The sequence below is a fragment of the Bacillus sp. FSL R7-0685 genome (genome assembly GCF_038002425.1).
GTDB classification, from domain to species: domain Bacteria; phylum Bacillota; class Bacilli; order Bacillales; family Bacillaceae; genus Bacillus; species Bacillus subtilis.
In genome coordinates this window covers 411,444-433,960 of the sequence record NZ_JBBOCN010000001.1, presented here as the reverse complement: position 1 = coordinate 433,960, position 22,517 = coordinate 411,444, and the positions used below count along the sequence as shown (strand labels likewise).

Sequence of the window (22,517 nt, the reverse complement as noted above, 5' to 3'; positions counted from 1 at the left end):
CTATGAGCTTATTAGAATTTCAACAAGTCGGCTACTGGTATAAAGACAAAAGCCAGCCATTGTTTCAGGATATTAACATCAGCTTTCAAAAAGGAAAATTCTACACAATCGTCGGCACATCAGGGACGGGGAAAACCACTTTCCTGTCTCTGGCAGGCGGACTTGACGCACCAAAAGAAGGAAACATCCTTTACGACGGAAAAGCGGTTTCTAAAATCGGCTTAACCAATTTCAGAAATCAATATGTATCAATCGTCTTTCAGGCGTACAACCTGCTCTCGTATATGACGGCTTTGCAGAACGTCACAACCGCTATGGAAATCACAGGATCTAAAGAAAAGAACAAAGAATCATATGCGCTTGACATGCTGCAGAAGGTTGGCATCAACGAAAAACAAGCCCGGCAAAAAGTGCTCACACTGAGCGGCGGACAGCAGCAGCGGGTATCAATTACAAGGGCTTTCTGCTGTGACACGGATCTTATCGTAGCCGATGAACCGACCGGAAACCTTGATGAGGACACATCAAAAGAGATCGTACGCCTCTTTCAAGATCTGGCGCACAAGGAAAATAAATGCGTCATTATGGTGACGCACGATGAACAAATTGCAAAAGTGTCAGACATCAATATCAGACTTTCAAGAGGAAGCTTTACTGTGAAGGAAAACGTCACAGTCGTATAACAAAACGCGCCTCTGCCAGTGCAGACAGGGGCGCACCCTATATCCCCCTTTTATATAGAAGTGAACATAAAAAGAGCGGCGGCTGCATCCCCCCGCTCTTTTTATCATTTTTTTGCTTCCGCCCCTTTTGACTTCTCTCTTCGTTTCTTTTTCCAAACAGCCACAATAAACAGAAAGAGCGGAAACAATAATTGAAAAGGCAAATGAATATACAGCGGCACCACGTTCAAGCCTTCGTTCAAGTGCTCTGAAAAGTTAGTTGCGATCGTTAAAGAAAGGATTAAGATGCCCAATCCCATCGGATAAGCCAATTGAGAGGGATTCTTTTCCTTAAAGAGCGTAGATGTCCCAACCACAGTGGCATATAAGTAGAGGCTGACCTTAAAGAAGCCGCCGATGATCAGCGCCAGCATAAAAAAGACATCGAGCCGGTCTAAAAATTCTTCGACCTTGATTGTCTGAATCGTACTTAAAAGCGGGAACTGGGATCTGAGTGTAAGATCAACATCAAGCACGATGATATTAATCGCCACGGTGAGCGCCACAACCAATCCGCTAATAGCCATGGCAATCATCCCCATTTTTTTCACATCTTTTCTGTCATTCAGGTTAGGGAAAATCATCACAAATAAAACGACTTCACCAAATGGGACGTACATGGTCTGCGTGAAAACAGAGTGAAGGATAGGAGAAATACCGTTTGCCAAAACCGGCTTTAAATTGTGCGGGTCTATAGTGCCTGAGACAATAATCAGCACGAGCCCGATCGCGCCCAGTAAATACATGACCCCGAAAAGAAGTTCGGCAGCGCGTGCGAGTACTTCAATTCCTTTTCTTACGGCATATATGCTTACTACCATTAATAAAGCATTTACAATAATGATAGGTGTATCATGATAAGCAAACGTCAGCAGCATTTCTCCAAAGTCACGCAGCACCCTTGCGGCAATATAGGCAAAGTACAATATATAGAGAAATGAAAACAGCCAGCTCAGCTTGGTTCCCAGCATATCATCCATATATTCTTTCGGAGAAGAATTCGGATAACATTGATAAATGCCTTGATACAAATAGAAAAGAAACAGTCCGATCGCACAGCCTAATAAAACTGCTATCCAAGCATCCCTGCCCGCCATTGATCCCGGTGTAATCAATAAGGAGCTGCCCAGTTCAAAAATGATAATCATGACAAACAGCTGCCTTATGCTTATTCTGGCTTTTTCCATCTGTCACTTCCCCTTTCTTCAGACCTAATCATCTTTAAACTGGTGTTTGATCGGATCGTTTCGCAATCCCGTCCTTCTGATATACGTCTCGGCCTTCACATCGATGGGCAGTTCGGGCAAATATTCTTTGTCCCATGTGTCCTTCATTTTCTCCCACTGCTCCGGATACTTTCTATATATCGTGTCACCAAAACCGATAAAATCTATTTTATTCTTCTTAATCTTTTTCACAGTATGGCTGATTTCCTTTTCAAGCTCTTTGTTGAGCGCTTTTTCAATAGCGGCCAGCACCTTGGGATCAGACAATTGGAAAGGGTATTTGACAGCATCAATAATACCTTCAACCGACACTTTCACATGGATGTACGGACGTCCGTTCCGCATTTTCGGTACCAGCTTTGTATCTTGATGGGTAACCTGCAAGCTGACCGCATCCTTCGTCTTGCCCCAGTCAGCATTAATAAACGTATGCTGGATCTTATTCATAAGCCAGACTGCCCCCACGCTTTCATCATCTTCCAGCCAATACTTTAAATATCCTGCCTTATCAAAAACCGCCAGACCATCTGCCTGAAGAATGGCTTTCGGGTCAGTCGCCTGCGTGTTTTCCATGCTGACTCCTTTTTTATCGTCACCAATCATCATATATCCGGGGATGACCGGTGCCATAGTGTTGGCGGCAAGTGTTTTCAAAACGTCCTGAATATTGGTTTTGACCACCCGCCCGTATTGCGCCTCCGTGAAATCCAAGGTTTTATTGACTTTATTTGATGGAATTTTATCAATTGGCGTCAAGATTTTCACAATATTTTCTGCTTTTGTTTTATGGGCAACGACGAATGTTGCTGTTGTCCTGAATTCTGTGTCCCGGTCAAGATTATCTAATACAAAATCCAAACCTTCTTCTTTTGCCAGCTTTTCATTGATCACGACTAGATTGGTATGGGCAAAATAAAGCCGCCGTGATACCTTCATGGAGGCTTTTCTGAGTGCTTCCGTTATATTGTTACCTTCAATCGAATAGACATATACAGGCGGCCTGTCTCCAGCACCGCCTCCCTGAAGGCCGCCGGCAACATTTCCTGGATTGATAATTTGAAGATGCAGCACGTAGTTGCTGTCGTTTGTCCGATCGATGCCAATCGCCGAGATAATCGCAAGATCCGTCAGCTCCCTCTTATCCCAGCAGCCGGGCAGCACAATGGCGCTCAAAAGCATGAGAACGGCTAATAGACATTTACGTACCATTCTGATCCCCTTCTTCCAAATCTTTGTTCACCATTCCTCGTGAAGCGGCCGGCTCTGGGCGTTGATCTTGCCCCTGCCGCACCTTATCTTCCTTGCTGACCGATTCCGGCCTTTTTTCATCGGCCCACCACGGAACCCGGAAAAGCGCGTCCTTTACGCCTTGTGAAGAAAAGGGTGCAAGCGGCGACATATATGGAACGCCGAATGAACGAAGACTGCATAAGTGGACAAACATCATAATGATCCCTAAAATCAGCCCGTAAAAACCCATAACAGCTGAGGCAATAATAAAAATAAACCGAATAAGCCGGGCTGAAATCGCCATTGCAAACGCCGGTGTTGCGAAGCTCGCAATCGCGGTGAGTGCCACGATAATCACCATTGCCGGAGAGACGATACCAGCCTGTACGGCAGCCTGGCCGATTACGAGCGCGCCTACGATTGACACTGCCGAGCCAACAACCCGGGGCAGCCTGAATCCCGCTTCCCTCAGAATCTCAAAAGCAACCTCCATCGTCAGCGCCTCCACAACAGCCGGAAACGGGACAATTTCCCGCTGGGCCGCAATGACCACTAACAGCTGAGTCGGTATCATTTCTTGATGAAACGTCGTGGCTGCCACGTATACAGCCGGAGCCACAAGCGAAATGAAAAAGACTAAAACACGAAGAATTCTTATGCTTGTCGCAATGTCAAAACGCGAATAATAATCCTCAACAGACTGAAAAAACTGGACAAATAAGGCCGGGGCAATAAGCACAAACGGTGTTCCGTCCACAATAATCGCGAATCTTCCTTCTAACAGATTACCCGCTACTACATCAGGGCGTTCTGTATGATACATAGTCGGAAACGTCGTAAAGGTTTCATCTTCAATCAGCTGCTCAATATATCCAGATTCCAAAATACTGTCAATATCTATTTTTTCCAGGCGCTGCTTCACTTCCTTCAGCACCTTTTCATCGCATATTCCTTGAATGTACATGAGAGCGATATCCGTATTCGTAACAGAACCTTTTTTCATTTTTTCAACCCATAAATTCGGATTTTTAATGTATCGCCGGATCATGGAAATATTGGTTTGCAGAGACTCTGTAAACCCTTGGCGCGGACCGCGGAATGACACCTGGGTGCTCGGCTCTTGGATGGAGCGCTGCTCTCCCCCTTGAGTGCTGCAAATCAAAGCTTCATCATGGCCATCAGCAAAAATGAGCGCATTGCCGAGCATTAACTCGGAAAAAAGCTTGTCCCAGCTCTTTTCCGCTTTCACCCCGCCCAGCGGGAGCGTTTTTTCAAGAATTTGCTGGATCGCATGAGTATTCTGGATAGACTCATCCTGTACCAATGGGTCAATTAACGACTCATGGATCGTGTTATTATCGACCAGCCCAGCAATATAGATAACAGCTAGGTGGACATGATCCTGCTCCCCGATTTTAATCTCGCGAATGATGACGTCAGAGCTGCTTCCGACTTCCTTTTTCGTTTCCGCTATATTCTTTGCCAAACTTGGAGAAATGAGAACCGGCCTTTCTTTTTCTTGCTGCTGTTCCTGGTTCCTTTCGTCTGTATTCTGCTTGTCTTTTGAATCGGTATTGTTCTTTCGCTTAGAAAATAAAGGCATACACAAATACCTTTCCTTGTCGTTTTCTCATATTCTTCCTTTTAAAATTGAGATTATGCATTAGGGTTAGATGCGGTATAACTTCTCCGCCAACGATAGACACTAAAAGCGGAGGATGATGAAGCATGAAGATATTGGGCGTGACTGGAGTCATATTAATTTGTTTATTAGCTATTTCTGTATTGATGGACATGCTTCAAGGGTTCAGTTTAACAAAAGCCGTTTATAACAATATGTCCAGCTTTAAGATGACAACATTTGCGGAATGGGTTGTAATTTTATTTTTTGTTTTAGTACTTGTGAGAGAAATGTACGTGATCTATAAATCGAAAAAAAAGAACCCCTAGAGGGGGCGCTTTTTTCAGACGATAATATTGCCGTCTATTGCATCACTGCTGTGTTTGTTGATTGTCCCTTTAAAAATGCGGTTGCCGATGATTTTGGAGTTGGTTGACGTGTTTGTTTGAATAGCTGTCGCAGTGCCCGCGGAGAGGTTATTGATGGTGTTTCCTGAGACGATAGAGCCTGCAGAGCCATTGATATAAATCACAATCGGATTCCCGGCTGTTCTGTTGACTGAAATGGTATTATCAAAAATCTCATGCACACCGGCGCTGATATAGATGGTGACCAAAAGCGGAGATCTCTCTAAGTGGTTGCCGATAATTGAGGTTTTCGCACTTGTGGAGCAATAAATGGGGTAATTTTTGAACTCTTTAAATGTATTGTTTTTGATGATGGCGCCGGCATTGTTTGTGACGGAAACAGAATATGATTCCGGCACTGCTTCAAACGCGTCAGGATTCAGTATATTCCCTTCAATCACCGCGTTCCCTTGAGCAATCCAAATGCCCCGGCTGAATTTTCTCAGGAGATTATCTTTAATGATCATATTTCCGCCGGAAACGTTCACACCGTCAACGACTTGAATGAGACAGTTATTCAGAAAAGCGATGTCATCTGACAGCACTGCGCGAAGACCGATGCTGCGCCTTGTTTCAGACAGTCCGTTTTGAATTTGGTTTCCGTCTACCTTTACGTCGGAAGACTGATAAACCAATATCCCTGTGTTTTCAAAGTTGCTGATTTTGTTGTTCGTCACAAGAACGCTCTTTCCCCTGACATCAATTCCAGTTGAAAATCCGGTAATGAGGTTGCCAGCGATCACTGCATCACTGGTCTCTTTTCCTTGTGATACACCGAGTCCGGTTATCCCGACTCTTGGCGCAGCCGCCGCGTCTTCAGGGCGCCTCAGTATATTTCCCTTGATCACTGTTTGCGTCCCATATCCGTAGCTGATTGTATTGTCAGAGTGATTTCCTTCTATTAAAATGCCATACCCGTTAAAATTGGTCACAGAACTTGAAACGTTTCCAACAAAGTGGTTATTGCGAATTGATACATTAATCGGTTCCTCATAATCAACGTCACCTTCGCCATATCCTTCAATGTCAATTCCGAATTTCGGGGCTGTTCCATTCCCCGTTCCGGCATCTTCAATCAAGCATTCCTCCACCGTGACCATGTCACATCCGGTAATGGAAATGTTATTTCTCCTCGACCGCCGAACCTCACAGCGGCGGATGATAATTTGCTCTGACGTTCGATAATCTTGATTGGTCTTTAATCCCCTTGGGCTGACTATGATCCCATCGCCGGTAAAATCGGAAATTTTCACATCATCAATGACAACATTCGAGCATCCTTCAATACATATGCCAAAGCCCCATTCATGGGTTGACCTTATCCCCGCCGAGACATACGTATGCTCATCCCGTTCGCCGATAATTTGTCCTCCGGAAATAGTTATATTCTCTTGCTTGCCTACATAAAATGCGGAATAACCCCACGAACTATTCGGTATCACTTTCATGATACATTCGGGGTCCATCATAATCTCAAGGTTGCCGGGAACAATGATCCCCGCGTTTCGAAACCTCTGATTAAGATCTCCGCCAAGCGTTGCGTCTATTAAATATGTTCCCTTTGGAAACCAGACAGTATGATAGCCTTTCGAAACAGCTGTACTGAGGCACTGATTAATCCGTTCTGTCGAATCCGTTTTACCATCTCCAGGAACACCGAAATCCGCTGCATTTAATATGAATTCAGCCAATTGCGAGCCTCCTTCTCTATGATTACTATCATGTTACTCACAAAGGCCCGATCTGCTTGTACATTTCTCTAAAATTTTATTAAAAAAATATAAAGGAATAGTTGTGTAAGAAAATCTCACGATAAAGAGTATAAAAATTAGGAGAAAATCACTATTTTTAGGTATTTATAATTTTTCCATTATGGAACTATTTGAAATGAGTATAAATTATATTGACACAAGTATTATATAAGAATATGATTTTTATAATACACTTTTTTTAGAAAGGGTTTGGCTGACATGGCTTCGATTGATAACGAAAGTATCATTAAAAGCGTCCCGCAAAAAGGGTTCTTTGGTCACCCGCGAGGACTATTTACACTATTTTTCACCGAATTTTGGGAGCGTTTCTCTTACTATGGAATGAGAGCAATCTTACTTTACTATTTGTATACAGAGACGGTAAATGGAGGGCTCGGCTTTGACAAGGGCACTGCGGTTGCCATTATGTCGATTTACGGATCACTCGTATACATGTCCACCATTATTGGCGGATGGCTCGCTGACCGGGTATTCGGTACCGCAAACACCGTGTTTTACGGCGGCATATTCATTATGTTCGGCCACATTGCACTCGCCTATCCGGGCAGCGCGATCGCATTCTATATCAGCATGGTGCTTATTATTGTCGGAACAGGCTTATTAAAACCAAACGTTTCAAGCGTGGTTGGGGATCTTTACACGAAAGAAGACCCGCGCCGCGACTCAGGTTTCAGTATTTTCTACATGGGGATTAACCTCGGTGGTTTACTTGCACCGTTAATTGTCGGAACACTCGGACAGAAGTACAACTATCATCTCGGCTTCGGAGCTGCCGCGGTCGGAATGCTTCTCGGACTTATCGTATTTGCTTTGACAAGAAAGAAAAACCTCGGGCTTGCAGGTTCCAATGTGCCGAATCCGCTGTCTAAAAAATCTGCGATTGGCACCGGAATCGGTGTTATCATTGTGGCGATCGCAGTGATTATCTCTGTACAAACAGGCGTGCTGACGATCAATCGTTTTATCGACCTTGTAAGTATTCTCGGTATTTTGATTCCTGTGATTTATTTCATCATCATGTTTACAAGCAAAAAAGCGGACAAAACAGAAAAATCCCGTCTTGCCGCTTACGTTCCTTTGTTTATCGGTGCTGTCATGTTCTGGGCCATTCAGGAACAGGGAGCGACCATTCTTGCGGTATACGCTGATGAACGCATAAGACTTTCATTGGGCGGATTCGAACTTCAGTCATCTTGGTTCCAATCATTAAATCCATTGTTTGTTGTCATTTTTGCACCAATATTCGCATGGCTCTGGATGAAGCTTGGCAAACGCCAGCCGTCTACACCAGTTAAATTCTCAATCGGAATTATTTTAGCCGGATTGTCATTTATCATTATGGTATTCCCTGCTATGCAAGGAAAAGAAGCACTCGTAAGCCCGCTTTGGCTCGTTCTCAGCTTCCTGCTTGTCGTGCTTGGAGAGCTGTGCCTGTCTCCAGTCGGTTTATCCGTGACAACGAAACTGGCCCCAGCTGCCTTCTCTGCACAGACAATGAGTATGTGGTTTCTGACTAACGCAGCAGCCCAAGCGATCAATGCCCAAGTAGCCGGATTGTTTGATAAAATTCCTGAAACAATGTACTTCGGCACCATCGGTTTGATTTCTATCGTTCTTGGCGGTATTCTCCTGCTGCTCTCGCCGGTAATCAAACGCGCGATGAAAGGGGTCTTATAATCAGAAACAGCCCGCGGATGTTGATCTGCGGGCTGTTTTTTTATTGATCCAGCCATTTGCTGAAGCTTTGATCAAAGGCTTCCGGTTCTTCCAGCATCGGCTGATGGCCGCTCTTTTCAAAAATAACCTTATCCACATGGGGATATAAACCGTCAACAGCATCCCATAGCGCAACAGGCGCAACCAAATAATCATATCTCCCTAATCCGATATACACCGGCATACGAACATCAGCTAACCGCTGAATAAGGTCAAGCCGGGCAAATGTTTTGCCCCATAATTCATCCATGATCGGCATATTCGTGAATACACCGTCCCATAAGGCCGCAGCATGCGGCCGCTCTTGATAAAAGCTTTTCGCTTCAGCGCGAATACACATGTGCACAAAGCGCCTTTTAGGATCTTTGTCGATGCCCTGCGGCAAATTCGCGATGTCTTTTTCAAAGCGTTTCTTTCTCTCAAGGCTGGCTGTTTCCATGAAAAATGATTCGCTTTTTCGCTGTCTTTCTTCACTGTTATCAGGCGCAGTATTGAAGAGCGCCACCTTCCGAACTTGTTTGGGATATGTCCTGGCATACTCTAAAGCCATAAAAGCGTGCCCGGAATGTCCCAGGATAGTAACATCCTCAAGCTGAAGAAATGTTCTCATCCTTTCGATATCAGCCAAGACGGCATCAAGCCTCGAATCCTCCTCACGAAGCTCCCGCTTAGGCTTAGCAAATCCCCTATGGTCGATAAAGACCCATTGATATTTCTGTTTGATATCTGAGGAAAAAAGGCGCGGATAGTAAACCGCACTCCCGATCACAAGGATGGGTGCGCCCTCGCCCTCAATTCGATAAGCTAAATCAAAGCCGTCCGAGTGACAGATCCCCGCACGTTCCATTTCTCACGCCCCCTTTGTTTTCATTATATAAAAAAAGCCTGACGCATGGCGTCAGGCTATCGATATTACCGCTTTAAATCTTCCAGGGTCTTTTCCCATCTGCTCAGCACCTCTTCAGCGCTGTGAAGCTGTATACGGACACCTGAAGTCAAATCAGCGTATTTCGCAACGTCCTCCTTCACTGAAACGATGCGGCAGGAAAAACGGTCTCTTTCATATTCGGCATCTTTCAAAGGCGGTAAAGGCGCGCATTCAAGCTTTACATAATAGGCCGCTCCCTTCCACCACGCCGTGAACTGTGCTTTTCCTGTGCGAAGGATGTTGGCCGAAGTCATTGTGTTTTTCCACAGAGCGATTCGGATATCAGTTCGGCTCAGCGCGATGATTTCACCTGCACTGATCATAGCGGCATGCGGCCAGCCATCCTCTGATACTGTTTGCAGAACGAAGGCCTCATGCTGCTTCTCATTCAGGCAGCTCCCGTCAAGCAGCTCAAAGAGACGGTCTGACATACAGTTCACGCGGATCAAGCCTTTCGTTCCGGCACCGCCGGAACTTCAATTGCTGTTTCTGTTTCCTTTGGATCAATTTTAAACGCTGGATTGTATTTTTCGGGATTCGTAATGCTTTCCGGTTCACAGGATCTCCATGTAAAAAAGCATGTTTGGCACTGATAAACTTCCCATGCGCCTTCTACAGGCGATTTGCTCATGACTTCTCCCTTTTTTGAGTCGCATCGAGGACATGTATGCATTTCGAACATCCTTTCCTTATTTATTCATTAAGTCCATTAGTTTTTGTTCCCATTCTTTCGTTGTTAGCGGAGAATCAAGCGGCTGTGAATAATGGCCTCTTGTTTCCGGCGCAACCGGTGTAGTGGCGTCAAGAATCATTTTGTGAGTGATTCCTGATGGATTGGATCCCGGATCAAGCGGCAGGACAGATAAGTCCGGAATGATGACCGCATCGTGTTTCGGATGCATTTTGGTCGAAAGCGCCCACATGACCTGCGGAAGGTTGAATGGATCGACATCCTCATCAACGACTATGACCATTTTGCAGTAGCCGAGTCCGTGCGGCGTTGTGAGTGCGCGCATGCCGACCGCTTTCGCAAATCCGCCATAGCGGGTTTTTGTGGAAACAATCGCGATTAAACCGTGTGTGTACATGGCGTTCACTGCCACAATTTCGTTCGGATACGCTTCTTTTAACTGCTGATAAAGCGGCACGCATGTGTTAATGCCGATCATGTAATCGCATTCTGTCCAAGGCATGCCTAAGTATAAATGTTCAAAGATCGGATTGTTTCTGTGATAGACGCGTTTAATTTTGATAATCGGCATGCTGCGTCCGCCGGAATAATGGCCTGTGAATTCACCGAACGGCCCTTCATATTCGCGCTCTCCGGCAATAATCTCACCTTCAAGCACCACTTCAGCGCCCCACGGAACATCAAGATCAGACAGCTTTGATTTGACGATGCGATATGGTTCGCCTTGAATCGCACCTGCCATTTCGTATTCTGATTGATCATAGAGAAGCGGAGTCGATGCCGCCGTTGTAATGACCGGCTCACAGCCGAGCGCAATAGTGACCGGAAGATTGATGCCGCGTTCTTCAGCTTGGCGCAGATGGATTGCAATATCGTGCTGCGGGACAGGCTGAATGCCGAGGCGGTCTTTTCCTTTGACCTGCATTCTGTAAATGCCGACATTTTGTTTGCCGAAGTTGTCAGGGTCCTCAAGATCACGGGAAATAACACACGCTTTATCTAGATAGTAGCCTCCGTCTCCTTGGTTTATTCTGAAAAGAGGCAGTATATCGAACAAATTGATATCTTCTGTGATTTCATTTTCATGAAATGGCGCTGTTTCCTCACGTTTGACCGGCATTGGAAATTGGTCATAACGCTTTGCGAATTCAAAAAACTGTTCTTTTACCGGTGTGTCTTTCGGCATGCCCAGCATCATTGCATGGTTTGGCCAAGAGCCGATGACATTCATCGCAATTCGCGCGTTATGATAGCCGTAAATGTTGTTAAATAAGAGCGCGGGGCTTTTATCGCCAAGATTGCTGGCTGCCCGTGCGGCGGCCCCTAAATCCGGTTCCGGCTTTACCTCTTCATTCACTGTAAGCAGCTGTCCTTCTTTTTCAAGGGCAGCGAGAAATTCTCTGAAATCTTGATAAGCCATGATCAATCTCCTCCTTTTTGTTTTTCAATCCCATTCCAGCGCTTCGCTTCAGGAAGCCGAATGCCGAATTGGTCCAACGTTCTGAATACAATATGGTCAACCATTTCCTCTAAGCTGCTCGGCTGATTATAAAATGCCGGCATCGGAGGAAGAATGATGGTGCCCATTTTCGTAAGCGCTAGCATATTTTCGAGATGTATTTGGTTCAAAGGCGTCTCTCTCGTTAAGAGGACGAGTTTTTTTCTCTCCTTGAGCATGACATCCGCCGCACGTGTCAGCAGATTATCCGCCATGCCGGTGCAAATGCTTGCGAGAGATTTCATGCTGCACGGCGCAACAATCATTCCATCGGTATCAAACGACCCGCTTGAAATGGCTGCCGCCTGATCCTTATGTGAGTAGGTGTATGTGGCCAGTTGTTCTACTTCTTGTAAGGTATAGCCTGTTTCGTGTTTGATCGTGACGTTTGCCCAAGGAGACACAACGAGATGGGTTTCCACTCCGGCGGCCTTCAGCCACTGCAGCAGCCTGACCCCGAAAATGGCCCCTGTTGCCCCTGTCATTCCGACAACGAGTTTCACTTTGCCCCCTCCTTTACGCTTGAATTCTGCTTTCATTTCAATCATACTCCTGATATATCCATATGAAAAATATCTATTAAATCTATATTTCATACCTAAAAGGTATGATAAGGAGGCGCTTTCTTTTGGACATTCGCCAGCTTCGATATTTCATTACCATTGCCCAAGAACAGAAAATTACGTCCGCAGCCAAAAAGCTTCACATGGCGCAGCCGCCTTTAAGCAGGCAGCTCAAACAGCTGGAGGACGAGCTTGGTGTTGTTCTGTTCGACCGGAACAAGAAAAAACAAATGACTCTTACATATGAAGGAGCTGTTTTTCTAAAAAGAGCAAAAGAGATTCTGCATAGGTTTGAAGATGCAGTCATTGAGGTACAGGAGCTGAAGGAGGAAGTAGCCGGCACACTTGCCGTGGGATCAACAATTTATTGCGCGGCTCTGATGCTTGAAAAAGTAACACAGATCAAAGAGAGATACCCCCATCTCACCTTTAATATTTGGGAAAATGAGCCCGCGACACTGTTGGAGCTGCTGGAAAGCCGGCAAATCGATGCGGCGGTCACGACAACACTGATCAAAAGTGACACAGTACAATTCAAACAGCTTGATGACATTCCATGTGTGCTCGTGCTTTCAGATGAAGCCGGATATCCGTGCGGAGACACCATTAAGATGGAGGACATTCCTTCATTTCCGCTGATCCTGCTGCGGCCTGTCAACGGAAAAGGCGTCTATAATCAGGTCATGAATGAATTTCATCGTTTGAACCTGGAGCCGCGCATTGTTTGTGAATGCCACGACTCTGCAACTTTGCTCAGCCTCGTGTCATCCGGATTCGGCGCGTCTATTTTGCCTGTCACAATGATTCCCGTTCATATGAGAAATCACGTTCACACCGTCCATATCGAAAATAATCCCTTCATTATGACACCGGCTGTCATGTGGAGAACGGACAGTTATTTGCCTAAACCGGCACAGCAATTTTTGGATTTATTTTAAAAGATTTCGCCTTATGAAAACCAATTACTTGACTCATACTAAAAAAAAGTTATCCTTTAGATTTGTAAGCTATTTTTTTATTTCAATAAAATCAACCAGAAAAGTGGGGAATAAGATGAAAAAAGCATTATTGGCTTTATTCATGGTCGTAAGTATTGCAGCTCTTGCAGCTTGCGGAGCAGGAAATGACAATCAGTCAAAAGATAATGCCAAAGATGGCGATCTTTGGGCTTCAATTAAGAAAAAAGGTGTGCTCACAGTCGGAACGGAAGGAACATATGAGCCGTTCACTTACCACGACAAAGACACTGATAAACTGACTGGCTATGATGTCGAAGTTATCACAGAAGTCGCAAAACGCCTCGGGCTTAAAGTCGACTTTAAGGAAACACAATGGGACAGTATGTTTGCCGGCCTGAATTCCAAACGGTTTGACGTTGTTGCCAACCAAGTCGGAAAAACAGATCGTGAAGACAAATATGATTTCTCAGATAAATACACAACATCAAGAGCCGTTGTCGTAACGAAAAAAGACAACAACGATATTAAGTCTGAAGCAGATGTAAAAGGAAAAACGTCAGCTCAATCACTGACAAGCAACTACAACAAATTAGCTACAAATGCCGGCGCTAAAGTAGAAGGCGTTGAAGGCATGGCGCAGGCCCTTCAAATGATCCAGCAAGGCCGCGTCGATATGACATACAACGATAAGCTTGCCGTATTGAACTACTTAAAAACATCTGGCAATAAAAACGTGAAAATCGCGTTTGAAACAGGTGATCCTCAGTCAACATATTTCACGTTCCGTAAAGGAAGCGGCGAGGTTGTTGATCAAGTCAACAAAGCATTAAAAGAAATGAAAGAGGACGGGACTCTTTCTAAAATTTCTAAAAAATGGTTCGGCGAAGATGTTTCTAAATAATCTGCCGGCATTGACGCTTGGCACGGCGATCCCGTGGGATCTGGTGCAGCAGTCATTCTGGCCGATACTTTCAGGGGGAATCTACTATACGATTCCCCTTACGATTCTTTCCTTTATATTCGGAATGATCCTGGCGCTGATTACGGCGCTTGCCAGAATGTCGAAAGTGAGACCTTTGAGATGGGTGTTCAGCGTATACGTATCCGCAATACGCGGCACTCCTCTTCTCGTTCAATTGTTCATCATTTTCTATCTGTTCCCGGCCTTTAATGTCACATTAGATCCATTTCCAAGCGCAGTTATCGCCTTTTCATTAAACGTCGGCGCCTATGCATCTGAAATCATTCGGGCATCTATTTTATCCGTGCCGAAAGGGCAATGGGAAGCCGGCTACACAATTGGCATGACACATCAAAAAACGCTGTTCCGCGTCATTTTGCCGCAGGCGTTTCGTGTGTCGATCCCGCCATTATCCAATACCTTTATCAGCCTGATTAAAGATACATCCCTCGCCTCTCAAATTCTGGTCGCAGAGCTGTTCAGAAAAGCCCAGGAAATCGGCGCGCGGAATCTTGATCAAATTTTAGTGATCTATATTGAAGCAGCCTTTATTTATTGGATTATCTGCTTCCTGCTCTCACTCGTCCAGCATGTCATCGAACGGCGTCTTGACCGCTACGTGGCCAAATAAGGAGGTTCCGAGTATGCTTACCGTTAAAGGATTAAACAAATCATTCGGTGAAAATGAAATTTTAAAAAAGATAGATATGAAGATTGAAAAAGGAAAAGTCATCGCCATACTTGGGCCTTCAGGTTCAGGGAAAACGACGCTGCTCCGCTGCCTGAACGCTCTGGAGATCCCGAATCGCGGAGAGCTTGCATTTGATGATTTCTCCATCGATTTCTCCAAAAAGGTGAAACAGGCGGATATCCTAAAGCTTCGCCGAAAATCCGGAATGGTGTTTCAGGCGTATCACCTGTTCCCGCACCGCACAGCCCTCGAAAACGTGATGGAGGGCCCTATTCAGGTGCAAAAACGGAACAAAGAGGAAGTCAGAAAAGAAGCGATTCAGCTTCTTGATAAAGTCGGATTGAAGGACAAAATGGATTTATATCCGTTCCAGCTTTCCGGCGGCCAGCAGCAGCGCGTCGGCATCGCCCGCGCACTGGCGATTCAGCCTGAGCTCATGCTGTTTGACGAACCGACCTCAGCGCTTGATCCCGAGCTTGTCGGAGAGGTGCTGAAGGTTATCAAGGACTTGGCCAATGAAGGCTGGACCATGGTCGTCGTGACCCACGAAATCAAGTTCGCGCAGGAGGTTGCGGATGAAGTCATCTTCATCGACGGCGGCGTTATCGTGGAGCAGGGACCGCCGGAGCAAATTTTCTCCGCACCAAAAGAAGAACGGACACAGCGGTTCTTAAACCGGATTTTGAACCCGCTGTAATAAGAAAAACAGGGCGCCCGCGCCCTGTTTCAGATTATTGACAAAATCCTAAAACGATATTCGTTTTAGGATTTTGTGATTTTCAGCGTGATTGAAAACCTTTGAAGTCTAGGAAGGGCGAGCATTGGAGCACAGCGAATGTTAAATTCGTGAGCACCGAAGCACAGGCCTGACAACGAATGCAAGGGTTTGCCAACACGCTGAAACAGGGCGCCTGCGGCGGCCCTGTTTTTTTGTTGAGCCCCTTTCGCCTATTCCGCCCTTCTGTCAGATGTGCTACAATGACAATCGACTGATTTTTAGGAAAGAAGGGACCTCACGTGAAGCAAGAACTTGTTCTGCGCTGGACATTTTATTTTGCCGGTTTGATCATTTTGGCTTTTGGTGTATCCCTGACGATAGAAGGAAAAGCACTCGGCATTAGTCCGTGGGATGCATTTCATTACAGCCTGTTTCAGCACTTCGGGCTTACCGTCGGCCAGTGGTCCATCATTATTGGAGCGCTCATCGTCGGATTCACGTCATTGTTTACGAGAGCTTGGCCGAAAATTGGGGCCCTCCTGAATATGGTGCTCATTGGTGTATTTATAGATTTTTTCAATTTCATTCTGCCTGCCCCCTCGACCTACACAGGCTCGATCATCGTCTTCTCTCTAGGCGTGGTGCTGATCGGTTACGGCGTCGGTGTTTATGTATCAGCAGGCCTTGGTGCGGGGCCGCGTGATTCACTGATGATGCTGATTACAGAAAAAACCGGCTGGAATGTGCAATGGGTGCGGAACGGCATGGAAATAACCATTTTGTTTGCGGCATGGGGCATGGGCGGGCCGATCGGTTTTGGCACCATTTTGACCGCCATCCTCACAGGACTTATTTTGCGCTTTTCATTGCCCCAGTCAATCCAGTTGCTGAATTATGCTGTGGCAAGGCGGACAGCCGCTGTGAAAGCATCTCCGCCTGTACACTAAAACAAAGCCGCCTTGGCTTTGTTTTTTTATTTTCTCCTCTATATGAGTCTTGTGGAAGTATGATAGGATGGTTTTGACAATCTTTTGCAGACGGAGGATCTAGAATGAAGATTTACGGAATTTATATGGACCGCCCGCTTTCACAGGAAGAAAATGAACGGTTCATGTCTTTCATATCACCTGAAAAACGGGAGAAATGCCGGAGATTTTATCATAAAGAAGATGCTCACCGCACCCTGCTGGGAGATGTGCTCGTTCGCTCAGTCATAAGCAGGCAGTATCAGTTGGACAAATCCGATATCCGCTTTAGCACGCAGGAATACGGGAAGCCGTGCATCCCTGATCTTCCCGACGCTCATTTCAACATTTCTCACTCCGGACGCTGGGTCATTTGCGCGTTTGATTCACAGCCGATCGGCATAGATATCGAAAAAACGAAACCGATCAGCCTTGAGATCGCCAAGCGCTTCTTTTCAAAAACAGAGTACAGCGACCTTTTAGCAAAAGACAAGGACGAGCAGACAGACTATTTTTATCATCTATGGTCAATGAAAGAAAGCTTTATCAAACAGGAAGGCAAAGGCTTATCGCTTCCGCTTGATTCCTTTTCAGTGCGCCTGCACCAGGACGGACAAGTATCCATTGAGCTTCCGGACAGCCATTCCCCATGCTATATCAAAACGTATGAGGTCGATCCCGGCTACAAAATGGCTGTATGCGCCGCACACCCTGATTTCCCCGAGGATATCACAATGGTCTCGTACGAAGAGCTTTTATAAATGGCTCATCAACAGCTTGACACCGCGCTCAATATCTTCCGTTTTCACATTGGAAATATTGATTTTTAATAGATTTTCTTTCTGATAATCTGATAAATAATGACGGTCTATCGCCTCAAGGATCACCCCTTGTTTTTTCAGCCTATGAATCACTCTTGAGGCGGGCAGATCCTGAGGAAGCACCAGATGGGTGTGCATACAGGGTGCCTGCCCGCTGGAGAACGTAAAGCGGCCGCTTCCCAGCTGCCTGTGTGTTTGAATGGCTTGATGTAGCCTCAGCGACCGCTCTTTATAAGAATCTCTGATTTTCTCCTTATGCCTGCCGTACATACCGCTTTTCAGGTAAATCTCCAATGCCGCTTGAGAAATCATCGAACAGTCGATGTCGTTCAGCTTTTTGTACGCATAGAACGTGTCAGTCAGCGCTTCGGGTAAAACAGCCGCCCCCACGCGAAGGCCGGGGAACATCATTTTCGAGAAGCTTTTCAAATAGATGACATGTGAGGACAGATCATATGCGTACAGCGGATCTGCCTTTTTATTTTCCTCCAGATCACCGAGGTAATCATCCTCAACGAGGTAGACATCATACGCTTCTGCCAGTCTCACAAGCTCCTGTTTATCACGCTCTGACAAAGAGCAGCCAAGCGGGTTATGGAAGCGGGGCATCGTATAAAAAAATTTAATCGATTCTGTTTGAAATAACCGCTCAACCTCGGCTATATCAAGCCCTTCTTCCATTCGTTTCACCCCGATGGCGGGAATCCCAAGCGTCTCAAGCTGTTCGACCATCAAATGGTAGCCCGGCTGTTCAATGGCGATCTTTTCTTTCCCATTTGGGAACGGCATGGCACAAAGCAAGGATAACGCCTGCTGGACACCTGATGTAATGAAAATATGCCGTTCATCCGCAAATACCTGTTGAGTGGCCAAGAGCTTTCGGAGTACGCGGATGAGTGATGGAAGCCCCTTTGGCGTCCCATAAATAAACAAATCGTTTTTGTATGTATCAATCGCTTTGTTGATGCAGTGCTGAAAATCAAGATACGGAAACACATCTGGGTCCGGCGCAGATGTGGCAAAGTCGATGGGGCCAGGCTGCCCGCTTTTTGATTTCCCTGCCTTTTTCACAATATAATAGCCGCTTTTTGGAACAGAATAGATAAGGTGGCGCTTTTCCAGCTCCTGCAGCGCGCGGATCACTGTGCTTTTGCTGACTTGGTAGCGGGCGGACAGCTGACGGATAGATGGAAGCCTGTCTCCTTCTTGATAGGCGGTGCTTTGCATCATCTCCTCTATCCTCGTTAATAGACTCATATATTTTTCCATGCCTTCTCCCCCTGTTTTGTACCGGTACAGTTCATTGTTTTTCTCATTGTACCGTTCTGACCGCGGCCATACAATAAAGGGAGCGACCGGCGCTGCAATTCAGGTAAAGGAGCCCTTCCCATTATGGTTAAACATCAGCAAACCCCCGCTTATATAGCGGCTATTTTATATTCGTTCATTATCGGTTTATCCTTTCTATTCGTAAAAATCGCACTGCAAACAGCAGAGCCGTTTGATATTTTGGCGCATCGGTTCACCATTGCGCTTGCTGCGGCCACTGTACCGATCTTATTCGGCTGGGTAAAGCTATCAATCCGCGTAAAGGACGTCATTGCCATTTTGCCGCTCGCCCTGCTGTATCCCGCGTTATTTTTCAGCTTTCAGGCATTCGGCCTTGTGTACTCGTCCTCCTCTGAAGCGGGAATTATTCAGGCAGCCATTCCGATTTTCACGATGGTCTTTGCCGCTTATGTTTTAAAGGAACGCCCAACGTGGACGCAAAAAGGGTTCACGGTTTTATCCGTTGCCGGCGTCATGTTTATTTTTGTGATGAAAGGCGTTGACGTGGAATCAGCCAGCTTAAAAGGGTCTTTGCTGATCCTATTGTCCGCTTTGTCCTCAGCGATGTACAATACTGCTGCCAGAAAAATGACGCAGCGGTTCAAGCTGACCGAGCTCACCTACATCATGTCAGCCATCGGCTTTGTCGTCTTCAACGCCATCGCCCTTGTGCGTCACGGAGCGGCGGGAACAGTCGGCACTTATTTTCTGCCGTTCCGGGAGCCCGGCTTCGTTCTCGCCATTGTGTATTTGGGCGTGCTGTCTTCACTTGTCACTTCATTTCTGTCTAACTATACGCTGTCGCGAATTGTGGCGTTTAAAATGAGCGCTTTTAATCATGTATCTACCATTGTGACGATGATTGCAGGAGTTTTGATTCTCAACGAAAGCCTGGCCTGGTATCATCTTGCCGGGGCTGTTTGTATTATGATTGGCGTGGTGGGGAGCAATATCAATCTGGAGAAAAAAACAAAGCGCCCTGGTATGCCTGCAAAAAAATGAGAAATTATGCTAGACTGAAAGGAAAAACATGGTTAGAGGTGTAGGTTTACCGTATGATTCAATATGCTAGTGAAAGTATCAATCTTCCAGGAGAAATCGTTTTTAAGGATGTAAGAGAAATCTTTTTTTATCAAATCGCAAAAATATCATGCTTTTACTTTCTTTTGTTTTGCGCCATATTTGCTGCAGTTAACTTCATTAACGGATGGCCCCGTATCGTTTATGGCAGTGACGCGCTTAACTTGTTTATGAACAGTATGTTGATTATCGTGATGTCAGTTCTGTTTACACTGCTGCTCCTCCTTCTTCTATATGTGAAGTTTTCCAGAGCATACAAGAAGAACGAACGGATGAAATCGAAAAGAACATATACTCTGAACCAAGAAGGAATTCGTATATGTTCTAAAAAATATGACCTCATTTTCAATTGGGATGAAATCACAGCTGTTTTCGAATATAAAAATATCTTCAGGGTCAATACATCAAGTGGCCAATATATTGCGATCCCAAAACGTTTTTTTCATTCCAAAGAGGAAATGAACAGATTCAGGGGGATTATCCTTAAAAATACCGGAACAAAAAAACTCAAATTTAAAAAGGATCAGCATTGACAGTGCTGATCCTTTTATATTGAATGGTGGGTTTCTTTTGCCTTTTGTTTATCTAAAAACGGCGGCACCAGCTCTATTACAGCCGATAAACCCACAAACACGATGCACACAGCGACAATCAGCAAATAACCATGAGTCATGTCAAAAAACAAACCGCCCGCATACACGCTGAGAGCTCCGGCAACCTGATGGATAAAGAAATTGATGCCTAACAGCGATCCGATCAATCCTGTTTGATAGCTTTCCGAAATTGACGCTGCGGTCAGCGGGATCACGCCTGTGTAACTGAGCCCGAATAACAGGATAAACCCGAAGTACCAAAGGTCGCTGTGATGAATTCCGAGAATGGGAATGAGCAGGCAAATGAGGCTGAGCAGCCGAATGAAAAATAAGATGGATAGCATGACGCTTCTGCTGCCGAGGAGATCTGACAGCCAGCCCGCCAATAATCCGCCAATGATGATAAACGCCCCGAACGCGGCCATCATTCCGTTGACATGAGAGACATGCGCATCCTTCAGTATCGGGACGAGGTGAGCATCAATAATTCCCATCGTAAATCCGCAAGTAAACACGCCGAAGTACAGGATATGAATGAGGCGGGATTGCTTCATCACGTTCCAAAACCCCCGCCAATCATAAGATTTTTTCACAGACTCCGCTTGCGCATACGGCGGGTGCTTCATCCCAAAGACGAGGAGCGGCAGCAGAACAGCCGCCATGACGATTCCCAAAATCGTATAGGTGCTCTGCCAGCCGGCATGATACGGAGCCGCAGCCCAAATGGGTGAGAGAAGCAGCAGGCCCGCAGAGTTGGCATTGGTCAAAATAGCAAGCGCCAGACCTTTATGTGTGTCAAACCAACGGCTGATGAAGTACTGGGTCGTCACGCCGACCGCGCAGGAATAGCCGATTCCGCCAAGCACACCGTAAATGGCGGAAAACACATGAACATTCGGTGAATAAGGAAGCACCAAAAAGCTTGCGCTGATGCAGACAGCTCCAAGCGCCATAATTTTTCTGACACTGAAACGGTCGATAAAAAAACCGACAAAAAACTGGACGATGCCGGTTGTGATCATAAAAATGCTGACAGAAACCGAAATCAGCGACCTGTCGGCATGGAAGGCATCTGCCATTGGCAGCATAAAAAATTGAAAGGAATTTCTGAATGAGTTCATTCCGATGGCGAAAACAAACGTAAACAGCAATACAAACCATTTCATCCTGGGAGACGTGCGCATGTTTCAACCTGCCTTTATTTGAGTATTTCGACTATTATACCATGCAAAAATTGGCATTCAACACAAAAAAAGCGGAACAGCCGAAGCTGTCCGCTTTTGATCACGGTTGAATGATCGGATGCTGATTCAAGATCGCAAAAATCCGTTCTGCGACTTCTTCCGTTTGTGACAGCAGGAACATGTGCCCGCCGTCAAATTGATGGAATGTGATGTCTTTTGCCCACTTCTTCCACCCTTCCGCATCTCGTATGCATTTTTTATCATCAAGCCCGTTAAAGACATGAACAGGCGACTGGATCTGGGCCAGATCGAAAAGCTCAAATTGTTCAAGAGCCCGGTAATCTGATCGGAAAGAAGGCAGGAAAAAGGACATGACCTCCTTATTTTCAACAAGCTCTGCGGGCATTCCGCCTAATTGGATAATATGATCGAGAAACTGATCATCAGGCAGGTGGGACACTTTCTTCCGCTGAATATGAGGCGGCTGGATTGCAGAAATAATAACCGCCTGCGGAAAGATGCCTTCACGCTCAAGCTTTTGCGCCAGCCTGAAGGTGATCATTCCGCCCATACTGTGTCCGAACAGCACAAACGGCCGATCAGGGCGAAGGTTCAGTTCTTGCTTGTACAAATCCGTCAGCTCTTCGAGATCCTCAATGGCTGACGTTTGATTCGTGCCGTGTCCCGGCGGCTCGGCAGCGAGCATCTCGCACTCCCCCTGCAAAAAAGCATGGAGAGGGCGAAACGACGCCGAATAGCCGCCGGCAAACGGAAAACAGATGAGCTGTGTTTTTTCCGACGCATCAAATGATTTGAAGAGTTGGCTCATTGGCTGTCTCCTC

23 protein-coding genes are annotated in these 22,517 nt (G+C 45.9%); 11 read left to right on the top strand and 12 right to left on the bottom strand.

Annotated features, from left to right (window positions below):
• Positions 1-2: 2 nt before the first annotated feature.
• A complete protein-coding gene (locus MKY50_RS02240; protein WP_341116097.1) occupies positions 3-683 on the top strand; it encodes an ABC transporter ATP-binding protein in 681 nt (226 codons plus the stop codon).
• Between the two features lie 104 nt (positions 684-787).
• Here the strand turns inward: MKY50_RS02240 and gerKB are convergent, their stop codons facing one another.
• Genes gerKB through gerKA form a run of 3 tightly spaced genes read right to left on the bottom strand, consistent with a single transcriptional unit; the run spans position 788 to position 4,781 of the window.
• Entirely contained in the window at positions 788-1,909 is a 1,122-nt protein-coding gene (gene gerKB, locus MKY50_RS02235) for a spore germination protein GerKB (protein ID WP_341116096.1), read from the bottom strand.
• 24 nt (positions 1,910-1,933) lie between these two features.
• Positions 1,934-3,157, bottom strand: coding sequence for a spore germination protein GerKC (gerKC, locus tag MKY50_RS02230; protein WP_049141361.1), 1,224 nt, complete (start codon positions 3,155-3,157; stop codon positions 1,934-1,936).
• Positions 3,147-4,781: a spore germination protein GerKA gene (gene gerKA / locus MKY50_RS02225; RefSeq protein ID WP_086343453.1), complete on the bottom strand. Its 1,635-nt coding sequence runs from the start codon at positions 4,779-4,781 to the stop codon at positions 3,147-3,149. Before gerKA ends, gerKC begins: the two co-directional genes overlap by 11 nt.
• Positions 4,782-4,906: 125 nt before the next feature.
• On the opposite strand from gerKA, the gene MKY50_RS02220 reads away from it, so the two are divergent.
• On the top strand, positions 4,907-5,128 hold the full coding sequence (locus tag MKY50_RS02220) for a hypothetical protein (protein WP_015252828.1): 222 nt from the start codon (positions 4,907-4,909) through the stop codon (positions 5,126-5,128).
• A 14-nt stretch (positions 5,129-5,142) separates the two neighbouring features.
• Here the strand turns inward: MKY50_RS02220 and MKY50_RS02215 are convergent, their stop codons facing one another.
• On the bottom strand, positions 5,143-6,897 hold the full coding sequence (locus MKY50_RS02215; RefSeq protein WP_086343452.1) for a right-handed parallel beta-helix repeat-containing protein: 1,755 nt from the start codon (positions 6,895-6,897) through the stop codon (positions 5,143-5,145).
• Positions 6,898-7,176: 279 nt separating this feature from the next.
• Between MKY50_RS02215 and MKY50_RS02210 the strand changes: the two genes are divergently transcribed.
• Positions 7,177-8,655 carry a peptide MFS transporter gene (locus tag MKY50_RS02210; protein ID WP_029726571.1) on the top strand — a complete coding sequence of 493 codons (1,479 nt, stop codon included), beginning with the start codon at positions 7,177-7,179 and terminating at the stop codon, positions 8,653-8,655.
• Between the two features lie 40 nt (positions 8,656-8,695).
• Here the strand turns inward: MKY50_RS02210 and MKY50_RS02205 are convergent, their stop codons facing one another.
• From MKY50_RS02205 to MKY50_RS02185, 5 genes are all read right to left on the bottom strand, one after another.
• On the bottom strand, positions 8,696-9,541 hold the full coding sequence (locus tag MKY50_RS02205) for an alpha/beta fold hydrolase (RefSeq protein WP_264099466.1): 846 nt from the start codon (positions 9,539-9,541) through the stop codon (positions 8,696-8,698).
• Positions 9,542-9,606: 65 nt separating this feature from the next.
• Entirely contained in the window at positions 9,607-10,071 is a 465-nt protein-coding gene (locus tag MKY50_RS02200) for a pyridoxamine 5'-phosphate oxidase family protein (RefSeq protein WP_021481766.1), read from the bottom strand.
• Positions 10,068-10,295: a phenolic acid decarboxylase subunit BsdD gene (gene bsdD / locus MKY50_RS02195; protein WP_010886405.1), complete on the bottom strand. Its 228-nt coding sequence runs from the start codon at positions 10,293-10,295 to the stop codon at positions 10,068-10,070. The genes MKY50_RS02200 and bsdD overlap by 4 nt, the downstream gene beginning before the upstream one ends.
• A 16-nt stretch (positions 10,296-10,311) precedes the next feature.
• Complete coding sequence (gene bsdC / locus MKY50_RS02190) at positions 10,312-11,733, bottom strand: phenolic acid decarboxylase BsdC (protein ID WP_003234529.1); 1,422 nt, start codon at positions 11,731-11,733, stop codon at positions 10,312-10,314.
• A gap of 2 nt (positions 11,734-11,735) precedes the next feature.
• On the bottom strand, positions 11,736-12,350 hold the full coding sequence (locus MKY50_RS02185) for a non-oxidative hydroxyarylic acid decarboxylases subunit B (protein WP_264099464.1): 615 nt from the start codon (positions 12,348-12,350) through the stop codon (positions 11,736-11,738).
• Between the two features lie 89 nt (positions 12,351-12,439).
• On the opposite strand from MKY50_RS02185, the gene bsdA reads away from it, so the two are divergent.
• From bsdA to MKY50_RS02155, 6 genes are all read left to right on the top strand, one after another.
• Positions 12,440-13,312: a transcriptional regulator BsdA gene (gene bsdA / locus MKY50_RS02180; protein ID WP_003234533.1), complete on the top strand. Its 873-nt coding sequence runs from the start codon at positions 12,440-12,442 to the stop codon at positions 13,310-13,312.
• 115 nt (positions 13,313-13,427) lie between these two features.
• Positions 13,428-14,234 (top strand): cystine ABC transporter substrate-binding lipoprotein TcyA, encoded by an 807-nt coding sequence (gene tcyA / locus MKY50_RS02175; protein WP_015382752.1) that lies wholly within the window; start codon positions 13,428-13,430, stop codon positions 14,232-14,234.
• Entirely contained in the window at positions 14,221-14,925 is a 705-nt protein-coding gene (gene tcyB, locus MKY50_RS02170; RefSeq protein ID WP_003234541.1) for a cystine ABC transporter permease TcyB, read from the top strand. Before tcyA ends, tcyB begins: the two co-directional genes overlap by 14 nt.
• Positions 14,926-14,938: 13 nt before the next feature.
• Entirely contained in the window at positions 14,939-15,682 is a 744-nt protein-coding gene (tcyC, locus tag MKY50_RS02165) for a cystine ABC transporter ATP-binding protein TcyC (RefSeq protein WP_003234543.1), read from the top strand.
• 320 nt (positions 15,683-16,002) lie between these two features.
• The gene (locus tag MKY50_RS02160; RefSeq protein ID WP_014475783.1) at positions 16,003-16,650 is read left to right on the top strand and encodes a YczE/YyaS/YitT family protein; all 648 of its coding nucleotides are present in this window, start codon (positions 16,003-16,005) and stop codon (positions 16,648-16,650) included.
• Between the two features lie 104 nt (positions 16,651-16,754).
• Entirely contained in the window at positions 16,755-17,429 is a 675-nt protein-coding gene (locus MKY50_RS02155) for a 4'-phosphopantetheinyl transferase (protein WP_003234549.1), read from the top strand.
• Here MKY50_RS02155 and MKY50_RS02150 read toward each other — a convergent pair.
• A complete protein-coding gene (locus MKY50_RS02150; RefSeq protein WP_341116092.1) occupies positions 17,424-18,758 on the bottom strand; it encodes an aminotransferase-like domain-containing protein in 1,335 nt (444 codons plus the stop codon). The two genes, MKY50_RS02155 and MKY50_RS02150, sit on opposite strands and share 6 nt — an antisense overlap.
• Before the next feature lie 123 nt (positions 18,759-18,881).
• On the opposite strand from MKY50_RS02150, the gene MKY50_RS02145 reads away from it, so the two are divergent.
• On the top strand, positions 18,882-19,820 hold the full coding sequence (locus MKY50_RS02145) for a DMT family transporter (protein WP_341116091.1): 939 nt from the start codon (positions 18,882-18,884) through the stop codon (positions 19,818-19,820).
• A gap of 53 nt (positions 19,821-19,873) precedes the next feature.
• Complete coding sequence (locus tag MKY50_RS02140; protein ID WP_015252837.1) at positions 19,874-20,431, top strand: YcxB family protein; 558 nt, start codon at positions 19,874-19,876, stop codon at positions 20,429-20,431.
• A 14-nt stretch (positions 20,432-20,445) separates the two neighbouring features.
• Here the strand turns inward: MKY50_RS02140 and MKY50_RS02135 are convergent, their stop codons facing one another.
• Positions 20,446-21,675: an MFS transporter gene (locus tag MKY50_RS02135; RefSeq protein ID WP_341116089.1), complete on the bottom strand. Its 1,230-nt coding sequence runs from the start codon at positions 21,673-21,675 to the stop codon at positions 20,446-20,448.
• 100 nt (positions 21,676-21,775) lie between these two features.
• Positions 21,776-22,504, bottom strand: coding sequence for a surfactin biosynthesis thioesterase SrfAD (gene srfAD / locus MKY50_RS02130; protein ID WP_042977202.1), 729 nt, complete (start codon positions 22,502-22,504; stop codon positions 21,776-21,778).
• Between the last annotated feature and the right edge of the window lie 13 nt (positions 22,505-22,517).